At 59.9% G+C, this 12,536-nt stretch carries 14 protein-coding genes; 4 read left to right on the top strand and 10 right to left on the bottom strand.

Annotation, left to right across the window (positions count from 1 at the left end; all coding sequences use genetic code 11):
• Window positions 1–109: 109 nt before the first annotated feature.
• The 10 genes from pstA to L6R21_06255 all read right to left on the bottom strand — a co-directional run bounded on the left by pstA (window position 110) and on the right by L6R21_06255 (window position 9,966).
• Window positions 110–976, bottom strand: a complete 867-nt coding sequence (pstA, locus tag L6R21_06300; GenBank protein ID MCK6558794.1) for a phosphate ABC transporter permease PstA — start codon at window positions 974–976, stop codon at window positions 110–112.
• A 194-nt stretch (window positions 977–1,170) separates the two neighbouring features.
• On the bottom strand, window positions 1,171–1,329 hold the full coding sequence (locus L6R21_06295) for a hypothetical protein (protein MCK6558793.1): 159 nt from the start codon (window positions 1,327–1,329) through the stop codon (window positions 1,171–1,173).
• A gap of 102 nt (window positions 1,330–1,431) precedes the next feature.
• Window positions 1,432–2,325 carry a phosphate ABC transporter permease subunit PstC gene (pstC, locus tag L6R21_06290; GenBank protein MCK6558792.1) on the bottom strand — a complete coding sequence of 298 codons (894 nt, stop codon included), beginning with the start codon at window positions 2,323–2,325 and terminating at the stop codon, window positions 1,432–1,434.
• Window positions 2,326–3,255, bottom strand: a complete 930-nt coding sequence (locus tag L6R21_06285; protein MCK6558791.1) for a phosphate ABC transporter substrate-binding protein — start codon at window positions 3,253–3,255, stop codon at window positions 2,326–2,328.
• Between the two features lie 82 nt (window positions 3,256–3,337).
• A complete protein-coding gene (gene phoU / locus L6R21_06280; GenBank protein ID MCK6558790.1) occupies window positions 3,338–4,438 on the bottom strand; it encodes a phosphate signaling complex protein PhoU in 1,101 nt (366 codons plus the stop codon).
• Between the two features lie 224 nt (window positions 4,439–4,662).
• Window positions 4,663–5,316 (bottom strand): phosphate signaling complex protein PhoU, encoded by a 654-nt coding sequence (gene phoU, locus L6R21_06275; GenBank protein MCK6558789.1) that lies wholly within the window; start codon window positions 5,314–5,316, stop codon window positions 4,663–4,665.
• Window positions 5,317–5,458: 142 nt separating this feature from the next.
• Window positions 5,459–6,562, bottom strand: coding sequence for an OprO/OprP family phosphate-selective porin (locus L6R21_06270; protein ID MCK6558788.1), 1,104 nt, complete (start codon window positions 6,560–6,562; stop codon window positions 5,459–5,461).
• Window positions 6,563–6,832: 270 nt separating this feature from the next.
• On the bottom strand, window positions 6,833–8,305 hold the full coding sequence (locus L6R21_06265) for an ATP-binding protein (GenBank protein MCK6558787.1): 1,473 nt from the start codon (window positions 8,303–8,305) through the stop codon (window positions 6,833–6,835).
• A 65-nt stretch (window positions 8,306–8,370) separates the two neighbouring features.
• The gene (locus L6R21_06260; GenBank protein ID MCK6558786.1) at window positions 8,371–9,063 is read right to left on the bottom strand and encodes a response regulator transcription factor; all 693 of its coding nucleotides are present in this window, start codon (window positions 9,061–9,063) and stop codon (window positions 8,371–8,373) included.
• A 12-nt stretch (window positions 9,064–9,075) separates the two neighbouring features.
• A complete protein-coding gene (locus L6R21_06255; protein ID MCK6558785.1) occupies window positions 9,076–9,966 on the bottom strand; it encodes an exopolyphosphatase in 891 nt (296 codons plus the stop codon).
• On the opposite strand from L6R21_06255, the gene L6R21_06250 reads away from it, so the two are divergent.
• The 4 genes from L6R21_06250 to L6R21_06235 form a co-directional block, all read left to right on the top strand.
• Window positions 9,950–10,267 carry a hypothetical protein gene (locus L6R21_06250; protein ID MCK6558784.1) on the top strand — a complete coding sequence of 106 codons (318 nt, stop codon included), beginning with the start codon at window positions 9,950–9,952 and terminating at the stop codon, window positions 10,265–10,267. The two genes, L6R21_06255 and L6R21_06250, sit on opposite strands and share 17 nt — an antisense overlap.
• Before the next feature lie 510 nt (window positions 10,268–10,777).
• Window positions 10,778–11,164 (top strand): STAS domain-containing protein, encoded by a 387-nt coding sequence (locus L6R21_06245; protein MCK6558783.1) that lies wholly within the window; start codon window positions 10,778–10,780, stop codon window positions 11,162–11,164.
• Window positions 11,165–11,193: 29 nt separating this feature from the next.
• Window positions 11,194–11,637 carry a response regulator gene (locus L6R21_06240; protein ID MCK6558782.1) on the top strand — a complete coding sequence of 148 codons (444 nt, stop codon included), beginning with the start codon at window positions 11,194–11,196 and terminating at the stop codon, window positions 11,635–11,637.
• A gap of 244 nt (window positions 11,638–11,881) precedes the next feature.
• Window positions 11,882–12,536: T9SS C-terminal target domain-containing protein (locus L6R21_06235; protein MCK6558781.1), on the top strand; the 655-nt coding region annotated here is incomplete at its 3' end.

The following is a 12,536-nucleotide window of genomic DNA, read 5'->3' as shown; positions in this document are numbered from 1 at the left end:
GGCGCCCGGCAATTCGGGACGCCGCCCTTGCCACCGGTTTCACCCTGCGGCTGGCACGCGGGCCGGGCGGCAGGATCGATGTGCCGTGACCGCCACCGGCGGGCATCACTCACCATTTCTTGCGGGAACGGAGATAAATGCGCAGCCCAATGGCCAGCGCATTGACCAGCAGCACGGTGCCCAGCAACACCACCGCCGTGCCATAGGGCAGCGCTTTCGGCACGTCCGGCACCTGCGTGGAAATCGTGAACAAGTGCATCGACAAAGCCATGCATTGATCAAACAAATTGTAGGCGAAGAGATCGCCTTCCTTAATGGCTTTGAAGAATACCGCACCGGTGAACATCACCGGCGCGGTCTCGCCAGCGGCGCGCGAAACCTGCAGAATGATGCCGGTCAGAATGCCACTGATCGAATTGGGCAACACGATGTGCCGGATGGTCTGCCAGCGGGTGGCGCCCACGTTCCAACACGCCTCCCGAAAGGCCTTGGGCACCGCCGCCAGCGCCTCTTTGGTGCTGGCGATGATCACCGGCAGCGTCATGATGGCCAGCGTCAACGAGGCCGCCAGAATCGACCGGCCCATGCGCGCGAACAACACGAACGCACCCAGGCCAAACAGGGCGTGCACGATGCTCGGCACGCCGGCGAGATTGACCACCGCGAGATTGACAATGCGCGTGAACCAGTTGTCGCGGGCGTATTCATTGAGATAAACCGCCGCCAGCACGCCGATGGGCGCGGCAATCAGCAGCGAAATGCCGACGAGATAGATGGTGCCCAACAGCGGCGCCCAAATGCCGCCCGCCCGCATGCCGCGCACCGGATTGGAGACCAAAAAGTCGATCGACAAAATCGGTGCCGCCTGGTAGAACAGATAGCCGACAATCATCAACAACGGCGCGATCATCAGCAGCGTCATGACCAGAAAGACAGACTTGGCCAGCAGCTCGGTGCGCTGGTTCTTGCGCACCATGGCGGTGGCGGTAAAATTATGGCGCGGGTCCGGCACCAGCGCAGCCGGCCGCTCGTTGGCTGAACCGGACGGCAGGTGAATCCCGGCGGCGGCAGTGCGGTTGGAGGCTGAGGTCGGTTGAGGATTCATGATCTTTCCAAATTGAGAGAGGCCATCTGCGAAGAGAAGCAATCGGCCAGCAACGGGCGGCCTTGTCATGCCTGGCCGCACGCCAGCAGCGCCAGCAGCGTATCGACGAGAATCATGCAGCCCATCAAGCTGAAAATCGCGGCACCAAAGGCCGTGCTGGGATTGTCGCGCGCTCGGATACCGCGCCCGGCCTGCAGCCTCGAGCAGGCGATCGCAACGATCATTGTGGTTGCGACGCCGCAGAGGATCGGCAATTTCGTCCACCGCAGGCCGGCCACCTGCTGCTGCAGCGGCGCGGTCCACTCACGAGTGATTTGCTTCCAATCTCACTTTCCCCGAATCCCGCGCACCACCAGGTCTGCGACCAGATTCACAATGAAGGTAATCGTGAACAGCAGAATGCCGATGATGAACAACACCTGGTAATGCTCGGAGCCGACCGGCGCTTCACCCAACTCCGCGGCGATGGTGGCGGTCAGCGTGCGCACCGAATCGAGCAGGCTGGTGGGGAGGTTGACGGCATGGCCGGTGGCCATGAGCACGGCCATGGTTTCACCGACGCCGCGGCCGATGCCGAGCAGCACGGCTGCCAGCAAACCGTTTTTCGCGGCCGGCAGCAGCACGCGAAAGACCAATTGCCAGCGGGTGCAGCCCAGCGCCTGCGCCGCTTCGCGATAAGAATCCGGCACCGCTTTCAAGGAATCTTCACCGATGGACACGATGATGGGCACGCTCATCAAGGCCAGGATGATGCCGCCGTTCAGCACCGTCAACCCGATGGGCGCGTGAAAGACTTCGATGATGACCGGGTTCATCACGGTCAGGCCGATGAAACCCCACACCACCGAGGGAATGGCTGCCAGCAGCTCGATCACGACCTTGAGCGTTTCCTTGACCTTCGCGCCGCAGAATTCTGAAATAAAAATCGCCGCCCCCAAACCAAAGGGTACGGCGATCATCATGGCCAAAGCGGTGACACTGAACGTACCGGCGATCAACGCCAGCACGCCGTAACGCTTGTTGGCGGCCGAGGTCGGATACCATTCCGGGCTGGTGAGAAACTCACGCAGATTCAGCCCCTTGAAAAGATAGCCCGCGCCTTCGCGAAAAACGAAAATGAAGATCAAGGCCACAAATACGATGGCGCTGATGCCGCAGAACCAAACCACCCCTTCGATGAGGCGTTCGATCAACGTTTCGAGACGGCGGCGGTTCCTCATTTAAGGATTCCCTGCGTTTTCACTGGCAGCGGTATGCGGAATCGGCACGTATCCCGATTCTTCCACGAGTTTCTGACCGGCTTCTGAGTGAATCCAATCCAGGAAGCGCTGCACATGCGGACGCGGTGAGCCGGGGGCATACATGTAGAGGGGCCGGGCGATGGGATAGGTCTGATCCTGAGTGGTGGCCACCGTCGGCGCGTAGGCGGGTTCGCCAGCCTTGCGCGTGACGCGCAACATCTTCACTTGCGGCGTAGCGTAGCCCATGCCGCTGTACCCGATGGCGCAGGGTGTCTTGGCAACCAGCTCGACCACGTCTTTGGAACCGTTCATGTCCACCGAACCCAGTTTGAAATCCAGGGACTGGCCTTTGGCGTGGCTGATCGCTTCACGAAAATATTCATAGGTGCCGGAGTTGGATTGCCGGCTGACGCGAATGATTTCATCCTTGGCACAGCCGGCATTATTCACGCCCAGTTGCGACCACGCGGTGATCGTGCCACCGGTGCCGTAAATCTCCGCCAACTGTTCCAGCGTGATCTCTTCCAGCGGATTGTCCTTGTGCACATAGACCGCCAAGGCATCATAGCCGACGATGTATTCCACCGGGACACTGCCGGTATTGCTGCGGGCACGCTCGCTTTCATCCGCGTGAATCTTGCGACTGCTGTTCGCCAAATCCACCGTGCCGTTGATCAGTGCGGCAATGCCGGTGCCCGAGCCGCCGCCGGAGACTTCGACGGAAACGGTGGTATCGATCTTGGCGTACACTTCCGCCCAATGCTGCGCCAGGTTGACCATGGTATCGGAGCCGGCATTTTGAATCGTGAGTTTTTCGCCGTTGCCGCCGCCGCCGCAACCGAGCAGCGCAAAGAGCACGACTGCAGCAATCGCAGCCATCTGCCGCCCACCGGAATTCTTGCTTCTCATGTCCTGCACTCCTCCCTTCCAGAGGTTAACATTTGCAACCAATGCCACTCCGCGTGTTCCCGCAAGCAAACGCAGCGGCTGGTCACCGTTGCTCGTCGCCCAGAATGGCGTGCACGAGATCGCGGATGTGTGTTTCCAGATACTGATAGGCTTTCTCATGGGCCTGCTGCACCTCCTGCGGCGAGCCTGGCACGCTCGCTGGATCCTGCACCTCCCACAAGATGCTCACCGTTTTGGTGGGCGGCGGCGGAAACGCCACCTGCGCCGCCTCGGTGAGTGCCACGATCACTTGATAATGTTCGAGATTGACGATTTGATTGACGTACTTCGAGCCTTGCCGCGACAAATCGAAGCCCTTGCCGGCCATGAACTGCAGCGTGGACTCGGCGATGGGCTTGGGCATGATGCCGGCGCTGCTGAAGATGAATTTGGAAATGCCCAGGCGGTTGCCGATCGCCTCCGCCATTTGGCTCAAACTGGAGTTGCCTTCATCGACGAACAGCACGCGAAAGACTTCCACGCCCTTGTGCTTGATGTATTTGCCGGTGCACATGTACAGCACTTCTTCACAGATGTTGCAGGATTGATCGGCCACGCGCTCGAAGCGGCTGGCGATCAACATCAACGGCGCGAGCGCCTCCAGCGGCAGCTCGCCCTTTTCGCGCAGATGTACCAGCTCGGAATTGATGGCGTTGCGGATGCCGTCCACCCGGTCTTCCATCTCCAGCGTGGCCAGCGCCAGCTCCTGGTTCTGGTCGATGAAGGCCTGCATGGCATTGCGCAACATCGGGATCGAGATGTTGGCGATTTCGACAAAGCGGGCATAGGAGGGTTGCGGCGACAAAGCGCTGATGGTGAGAAATTGCCGCGCAATGCTCTCCGCATAATCGCCGATGCGCTCCAGCTCATTGTTGATCTTGATCACGGCATAGACGAAGCGCAGTTGCCCCGCCACCGGCTGCTGGCGCACCAAAAACTCCAGGCACAGACGATCAAGCTCCTTCTCCATCTCGTCGATGTGCTGATCGCGCAAGATCACCGAGTAGGCGATTTGCCGGTTGTGCTCGACCAGCGCCTGCAAACTCGATTTGAGCGCGTGCTCGGCCAGATTCGACATTTCGATCACTTTGCGGCGAATCAAGTCCATATCACGTTGCAGGCTGATTTCATAATGGGGATTCATATCCTCTTCTCCTTGTGCCCGGACGGTGGAATTGGCAGTGCCGTAAGCAACAGCGGTCCGGCGGCCGGTGATCGTGCTTGCCGGAAAACACCGCTTGTTGGTGTCACAGCGGCGTCAGTCCAAATCGGCGAGGTATATGTGAAAAATCCGTCAAAGAGTCAAGCCTAATTGCAGACGCACGCGCGGCTCGGAGAAGACAACACATGTTATTGTCCCGGTATCGTTCAAGAATTGTGCTTGATGGTGCGGGCTTCCACCATGTAGACCACTTCCTCGGCGATGTTGGTCGATAGATCCGCGATGCGCTCGAGATTCTTGCTCACTAGAATCAGCGACAAGCCGGCAGCGATACTGCGCGCATCGCCAGCCATCTGCGCAACCAGCGCGCGCAGAATGTGCTGGTTCAAGGCGTCAGCTTCGTCATCCCGCTGGCACACGGACACCGCTACCGCGGCCTCGCGATGCACGAAGGCATCGATGGCGTCGCGCACCATGAGCTGCACCAGTCCGGCCATCTGCGGAATCTCGGCCGGCAGCGCCAGCGCCGGCTCCTGCAGCAGCGCCAGCGTATTGCCCGCAATGTTCACCGCGTGATCGCCGATGCGCTCGAGATCATTGTTGATCTTCAAGGCGGACACTACCACCCGCAGCTCGCTCGCCGCCAGTTGCTGGCGAGAGAGCAGACTGACGCACAACTCTTCGATCGCCAGCTCGCGCCGGTCCAGCCGCAAATCCTCGGCAATGACTTTCTGCGCCAGCGCCGCATCGCGGTTTGTGAGCGCTTGAATCGACAGCTCCACCGCTTTTTCCGCCAGCGAGGCCAGGTACAACAACTCGCTGGGCAGGCCGGCCAACTCCTCGACAAAATTATGGCGCATGGTAGATCTTCGCCTGACGCTTGCGTGCGCGCCCGCAGATAGCGCCCGCGCTTCCGCCCGCCGCCGCAGTCCGGGGCTTTGCCCGGCAAGGAATGGTAGCGATCGCAAGTGACTGCGGCGTGAATTTTTCGTTAAGAAAAGGTTAAAAAGTAAAATTCATCTGTGAGCGCACTTGCAGCACAGTCTCCCCGCCGGCCGGCAAAGGTTTGTCCACTTCACCGTTGATTTGCAGCCGGCAGGTTTTGCCGAAATAAATCGCAGGCCCGAAGCGCAGCAGGAGCGACTCATCCTCCTGCCGGTCATCCGGTTCGAGATAACAAGCGCTCGCGGCCAACTCGATCGCTTCCAGCCCACCCAGGCTGGTGAGGGCATGGTGCAGCTTGGCGGTCCAGCGCCCGCTGAGATCCGCCAGAAGAAAATCCCCCGCTGTGCCGCCCGGCAGCTCACGCACAAGTTTACCGAAGGCCACCCCGCCTTCTATATCGAACTGCATGTGCGTGCTGCTGTGCAGATAGAGGCCCAGGTCCGGTGCGAGCAGTGTCTGCGTGCCGGCAAAGACCATTGCCCCCGCCGGGTTTTGCGCAATCCGGGTCACTCGGTTGGCCGCTGCTGAAACACCGAGTTGCACGCGCTCGCCGAGCGGCAAACTGAGGCGGCCGGTGATCAGCTTGCCGTTGTTGACGAAGCCGTTCTTCGGCCGGCCGGCATCTTCGCGAATGCCTTCGCCTGCGCCATTGGAGAGGTGCAACGCCATCTGCAGCCCGCGCTCCGGCCGCCGGCCGAATTCCACGCCGATCTGGCGCGCGGAAAAATTGTTCGCCACCAAAAACTCCGCGGCTGCACTGCGCTCGATGAGCAGGAGATTGGTGGAAGAGCGCAACTCTTCCCGCCACACCGGAACTTTGAACTGGCCGAAGCGCAGGTAGAAGCTGTTTGCCAGTTTGATTCGGCCCTCGGCATCCTTGAGGCGCGGACTGTTGTCACGCACTTCGATTTGCAGCGTGCTTTCGACGAAGGCGTTGACTTTGCCGCGCGCCGAGAGACGAACACGCCGCATGCGAAAACCGTTGTCGGTCACCAGCCCATCGCCGGTGCGATCGGGATCATACAAGTGCTGCAATTGAATGGAGCCGGCAAGCTCCCAGGATTCGGCGTTGCGGGATTTGACTTCTTGCGGGAATGTGGAAGTGGAAAAAATCAGAACGCATAATCCGGCTGAAAAGCAGACACCGGTGCGTTGCCTCATATTTCCTCCTTGCCTAAGTTTGCTGTGCGCACAAGCACGGACCGCGTGGATTGAGAGGCGGCATCAAGCCGCGTGCCTTCGCTCGCCGGCGGTCACCCGGTGGCCGCCGTGGCTGCGGCGAGTCGAACGCCGGCAAACTGGCGGCTGCGCCTCGCGCCGGATGGCACCAACGGCAACAAAGTATTAAGAAAATGATAATGCAGTGTTATTGGAAGGTTAAGAATATGTTAAGAAATGGAAGGATATTGCCTTCGTGCTCATCCGCCGGCCTCAATCCTTGCTGAGATTGCGCTTGAGCGAGAAACTGAATACCGAGCCCTTGCCCACTTCGCTCTTCACCTGCACGCTGCTGCCGTGCGCTTCCACGATGTGCTTGACGATGGCCAACCCCAAACCCGTGCCGCCCACATCGCGGGAGCGTTCGCGATCGACGCGATAGAAGCGCTCGAAAATGCGGGGCAGGTGTTCGCCCGGAATGCCGCGGCCGGTATCGGCAACATAGATCTCGACTTCCTTTTTGTTGAGATGATAGCCGAGTTCGACCCGTCCGCCGGGCACGTTGTATTTGATGGCATTGCTGGCAAGATTGGTGATCACCTGCGTCAAGCGCTCGCGATCACCCAGCGCGATCACCGAGCCCAACGGCTCGCCGTTCTGCAGGTTGATGGTGACGTCGTATTGACTGGCCTGGTTTTGCAGATCCGGCATCTGCCGTGCCAGCCACTCCGCCACGTCGAAATAGCGGAAGCTCATTTTCATCTCCCCGGATTCGATGCGCGAGATGTCGATGAGATCGGTGAGCAAGTTGTTCAGCCGGCCGGCCTGGCGATAGGCTTTTTCGACGAACATGCGCTGCGTTTGCACCTCGGTCACGTTGCCGTACAGCAGGGTTTCGAGATAACCCTGCAGCGCAAAAATCGGAGTGCGCAGCTCATGCGAAACATTGCCGAGAAACTGCGTGCGCATGTTCTCGAGCTTGTGCATCTGCTTCAAGTCCTCGCGCAGTTTTGCCAACATTTCGTTGAGCAAATCCGCCAGATCGCCGATTTCATCATTGGAAGTGCGCTCAAAGTGAGCGTCCAAATCGCCCATCTTCACCGAATCGGCGATTTCCGCGAGTTTGTGAATGGGATTGGTCAGGCGCCGCGCCACCCAGTAACCCGCCACCGCGGTGAGCAGCAGGGCCATGCCGCCACCGGCGAGGATTTGCCAGCGCAGTTCGCGCACCGCCGCTTCGATTTCCGTGAGCGGAACGGCCAGCCGCAAATAGCGCACTTGCGGCAGCCAGCCCTTGCCGGCATGAATTGGAGCGACCGGCCGCGCAACGTAAAACAGACGGGTATGAATGGTGCCGCTGCGGCGCTCGGCGCGGCCCACGCCGGTGGCGCGCGCTTGTTCCACTTCCGAACGGCCAAGATGGTTTTCCACGCTGCTCAGGGAATCGCGTGCCACCTGCGAATCAAAACGCACCACGCCGGTCGAATCGATCAAGGTCAGCCGAATGGCGCCGGCCGTGGCATACGCGACCAGCTTTTGGTAGTTCAGGCTCCCGGAAGCATCGCTGAAAGCGCCGTGCGCCAGCAGGAATTCGATTTCGTCGAGTTGAATCCGCAACTGGCGAAACAACCGATCCTTGTAATACTTCTGCAGCTCGAAATGGGTGATCACACTGGCGGCAGCAGTGACCAGCGCCAGCAGGGCGAGGTGGGTGAGGAACAGCTTTTTGCGCAGGGAGATCTTCATATCAGCCTGAAGGCCGCGGGCCAATCATTCCTTACCGAAAACGAAGCCGCAAACACGCGACCGCTTCAATTCTCCGCCTTCATCCGATAGCCGACGCCCTTGATGGTTTCGATCAAGTGCATGTTCTTTTCGCCGAGCTTTTCGCGAATCTTGCGGATGTGCACATCGATGGTGCGGTCGATGACCACGACGTTGTCGCCCCAGATTTCGTTGAGCAGCGTCTCGCGGGTGATCACGCGGCCCGGCCGTTCCGCGAGAAACACCAGCACTTCGAACTCTTTTTTGGTGAAAGGCACCTCGCGGCCTTCGACACGCACGGAATAGTTGAGCGTGTTGATCTGCACCTCGCCGAAATGCAGCACCTCCTGCGGCCCGGCAGCGGCGGGCAGCGTGCGGCGCAACGCCATCTTGACGCGCGCCAACAGCTTGCGAATGCTGATCGGCTTGATGATGTAATCATCCGCGCCCAGCTCGATGCCCACCACCTCGTCGATCTCGCTGGAGCGGGCGGTCAGGAAGATCACCGGAATGTGCTGCGTCTCCGGGCTTTGGCGCAGCTCGCGCATCACCTGCCAGCCGTCCTTGCCGGGCAGCATCACGTCCAGGATGATCAAATCCGGCAGCGCGCTGTGTGCCACATTGAGCGCCTGCACGCCGTCGCGCGCCAGCAGCGTGGCATAGCCTTCCGTTTCGAGATTGTACTTGATCAAATCGAGAATGTCCTGCTCATCATCGACAATCAAGATTTGCTTTGGCATGGTGCCCTCGACTCAATTGTTGATCCTGCGGCGATACTCGTCATACAGAATGTGAATCATGCCGTCGGACAAGCCCACTTGCGGCACGTGGATTTCCGGGATGCCGGCCCATTTCATGATCGCCAGATAAATCCGGCCGGCGGGAATGATGACGTCGGCGCGATCGGGTTTCAACCGCAACTGCGCGATACGCTCGGCCAGCGAGTGCGACTTCAGCGCGGTGTAGAGCGCACGGAGTTTCTTGTAGGAAAGCGGCTTGCCCTCGCGCTGCTCTGCCAGGCTGAAATACTTGTTGATGTTGCCGCCGGTGCCGATCGCCGCCAGCGGCCGGTGCACCGCGGCCAGGGTTTTGACCCAGCCTTTGAGCGCCTGCCAAGCGGTCGCAGAGACCAGATCGCCGAGCATGCGCACCGTGCCGATGTCGAACGAGGCCGAAGCCACGACCCGATTCTCCGCAAACAGCGTCAGCTCGGTGCTGCCGCCCCCCACGTCGATGTACAGATAGGAAATGCCCGCCTCCAGGTTTTCCGCCACGTGATTGGAATAGATCACTTCCGCTTCCCGCTTGCCGGCGATGATTTCCACCGCAATGCCGGTTTCCGCCTCAATGCGCGCACAAATCTCCGGGCCGTTGGCCGCCTCGCGCATCGCGGAAGTCGCGCAGGCACGGTAGGCCAGCGGCCGTTGCGTTTCGAGCAGATACTTGAACGCGATCATGGTTTTGACCAGATCATCGGCCTTCTCCTCCGACAAGCGGCCGTGCGCAAACACCTCCGTGCCCAAGCGCAGCGGCACGCGCAGGAGAGACTCCTTCTGCACCACCGGCTGAGCGCCGTCGGCCACGACGTTGGCAAAAAGCAGGCGCACGGCATTGGAGCCGATATCTATGGCGGCAAATTTCAACAGTTGTCCTTGCATTCTGAAACCACTATTTGCAGCACCCAAAGCGCCAGACAAGATGAGAACCACCGGCGCGCGCGGCATTGCTTGCTTCTTCACTCCGCGTGCGCGGCCACTCCTGCGGGCTGGCCAGTTTAGTGATTTTTTTGGTCAAATGAAATACGGCGACGCACAGACGCTTTTGAGATTCGGCGCGGAGATTTTGCTCTGGCGCATGTCGCAGACTTTTCGAATCACGCTCAAAGTCAGCGGCCGCATGACAAGCGCGCTCGCAAATTGCACGCCTTTCACAAGGCATTTATGAAACTCAGATGAAAGCAAAATTAAGAAATGATTAACTATGGGTAAAATGTCCTTCCGCGTCCCACACCACGCGCCGCGCGCTAACAGCGCTAAATACGCTGGCCCGCGCCGGCCGGTGCTGCCCGCCGTAGGGGGCGCTTCGGCGGCCACTGCGCAGCAGTTCACGCTTTCTTCATCTCCCTTTTATTCCCCCATGATCTGCCGCGATTATCTTGGCCTGTGACGGCCGATGGAATTGGCTGCAGCCGGACAATGCCATCGCGCCCTGCCGCGAGGCACACTCTGGCAGCGCGCACCTCGCCACCTCCGCAGTCACGTGATTTCTTACCACTGTACCCGAATGCGTCTCCGTGAGAAAATGATCCAACCTCGGCTGGGCCGAGGTTTCCAAAACTTCGGGTGACGTGGAAACCCTGCGGATCTTGATGCATCGGCCAGGCCGTTGCTGGAGCAGCTTCTCAAAATTCGCGCTTGCGGACGGATGCGAACCAATTTCCCAAGGAGAATGCCAATGAGGTCCAATGCCATGGCCGCGCTGCACGCCCGGCTGGATGAGAGCCATCCCCACTCGGCACTGTCACCCGTGGCCCGCTTCGAAATCATGGGCGCGGGACCGCTCGCCTGCGGCAGGATCGTGTTGCAGGGCGCCATCACCGCGGAAAGCGCCTCGGCGTTGAGGGGCTTCCTTCAGAAGGTCACGGTTTCTCCGGTGGCGCAGTGGACCATCGACATGCGGGGCCTGGTGCTGCTGAGCGCCGCGGGCCTGTGCCATCTCGCCCGCTTTGCCAATGCGCGCCGCCAGCAGGGAGCGGCAATGCAGGTTGTGGGCATCCACGAAAACGTTTATGCAACGCTGCTCGATTTGGACCTGCTCGGCATATTTGCCTGGACGGATTGAGGCCGAGTCACAGCCAAAGGAGGTGAGCCATGAATGTCGCACTCGCAATGAGTTGCGATCCCCAGGCCGAAGACATCGCCATTGCCGTTCCTGATGATCTCCCCCTGGCCGCGCTGCTGCTGGTAACGAGTGACTCGCAGCAGGCCATGGCCAGCAAGCTGGAGCTTGAATCACAAGGCTACTACGTGGTGTGCGCCCGCCTGGCTGGGGAGGCGCTGCAACTCCTGCAGCGGATACCTTTCGACCTGGTGATCGTCGATGCGGTTTTGCCCGATATGCACGGCCTCGAACTGATCGGCAAAATTGCGGAGCGGGACGCGCGCCTGCCCATCATTCTCAATTCCAACCAGCAAGACATTCCGAACAACTTCCGCTACTGGGCGGCGGATGCGGTCATCTCTCCCGCCACCGACGGTTCTGGTCTCCACGCGCAATTGGCCAGCCTGCTCGACCGCCACCGGCTGCTGAGCTGAGCCGCAGCGCGCCCTCTGCTGCACTGCAAGGCCTCACGGGGCAGCAAGGAGATGCCCACTTGGTCTCGCTGGCGCGGGGGCCATCGGACTTCGCCATGCCTGCCTAATTCAAATCCCGTCTACAGCTTCCACCATCCTGACTGTCTTTACGGTTTCTTAATCATGCAGTTATTTCAGGGTAATTTCATTCATATACCTTGTCACCGATCAAACACCCCCACCCTTTTTGGACTTTGGAGGAGTAATGCTGAAAAAAATCGCTGCAGTGATTCTGACGTCGTGCCTGGCCAGTTCAACGGCTTGGGCCGGCAACATCGTCTTATCCGGCAATATCACAACCAATACGACGTTGACGAGAAACAATACCTACACGTTGAACGGCTTCGTCTACGTCAAAGCCGGTGCAACACTTACGATCGAGCCTGGCACCTACGTCTATGGCGACAAAGACTCCAAGGGTTCTCTCATCGTCGAGCAAGATGCGAAGATCATCGCCGACGGCACCCGCGAGCAGCCCATCGTCTTTACGAGTAACCAGCCAGCGGGGCAGCGCACATATGGCGACTGGGGCGGGGTAATCATCTGCGGCCGCGCGCCCATCAACGTGCCGGGCGGCACTGCCATCATCGAAGGCGGCGTCGGCTCCACCTACGGCGGCTCCAATCCTGACGACAACAGCGGCATTCTGCGCTACGTGCGCATCGAATTCCCCGGCATCGCCTTCCAGCCCAACAATGAAATCAACGGTCTCACGCTCGGCGGTGTCGGACGCGGCACCATCATCGACTATGTGCAGGTGAGTTACTCCGGCGATGACGGCTTCGAGTTCTTCGGCGGCACCGTCAATGCCAAACACCTGATCTCCCTGCGCACGCTCGACGACGACTTTGACACCGACT

The sequence above is a fragment of the bacterium genome (genome assembly GCA_023150945.1).
Taxonomy (GTDB): domain Bacteria; phylum Zhuqueibacterota; class Zhuqueibacteria; order Zhuqueibacterales; family Zhuqueibacteraceae; genus Coneutiohabitans.
The sequence above is the reverse complement of the archived record's forward strand: the minus strand, read 5'-3'. Positions and strand labels throughout refer to the sequence as shown.

Excerpts from the sequence above, each read along its gene's own strand:
- pstA (MCK6558794.1), bottom strand. The coding sequence starts at position 976 with ATGGTGCGCAAGAACCAGCGCACCGAGCTGCTGGCCAAGTCTGTCTTT.
- L6R21_06295 (MCK6558793.1), bottom strand. The coding sequence starts at position 1,329 with ATGATCGTTGCGATCGCCTGCTCGAGGCTGCAGGCCGGGCGCGGTATC.
- pstC (MCK6558792.1), bottom strand. The coding sequence starts at position 2,325 with ATGAGGAACCGCCGCCGTCTCGAAACGTTGATCGAACGCCTCATCGAA.
- L6R21_06285 (MCK6558791.1), bottom strand. The coding sequence starts at position 3,255 with ATGAGAAGCAAGAATTCCGGTGGGCGGCAGATGGCTGCGATTGCTGCA.
- phoU (MCK6558790.1), bottom strand. The coding sequence starts at position 4,438 with ATGAATCCCCATTATGAAATCAGCCTGCAACGTGATATGGACTTGATT.
- phoU (MCK6558789.1), bottom strand. The coding sequence starts at position 5,316 with ATGCGCCATAATTTTGTCGAGGAGTTGGCCGGCCTGCCCAGCGAGTTG.
- L6R21_06270 (MCK6558788.1), bottom strand. The coding sequence starts at position 6,562 with ATGAGGCAACGCACCGGTGTCTGCTTTTCAGCCGGATTATGCGTTCTG.
- L6R21_06265 (MCK6558787.1), bottom strand. The coding sequence starts at position 8,305 with ATGAAGATCTCCCTGCGCAAAAAGCTGTTCCTCACCCACCTCGCCCTG.
- L6R21_06260 (MCK6558786.1), bottom strand. The coding sequence starts at position 9,063 with ATGCCAAAGCAAATCTTGATTGTCGATGATGAGCAGGACATTCTCGAT.
- L6R21_06250 (MCK6558784.1), top strand. The coding sequence starts at position 9,950 with ATGGCGGCAAATTTCAACAGTTGTCCTTGCATTCTGAAACCACTATTT.
- L6R21_06245 (MCK6558783.1), top strand. The coding sequence starts at position 10,778 with ATGAGGTCCAATGCCATGGCCGCGCTGCACGCCCGGCTGGATGAGAGC.
- L6R21_06240 (MCK6558782.1), top strand. The coding sequence starts at position 11,194 with ATGAATGTCGCACTCGCAATGAGTTGCGATCCCCAGGCCGAAGACATC.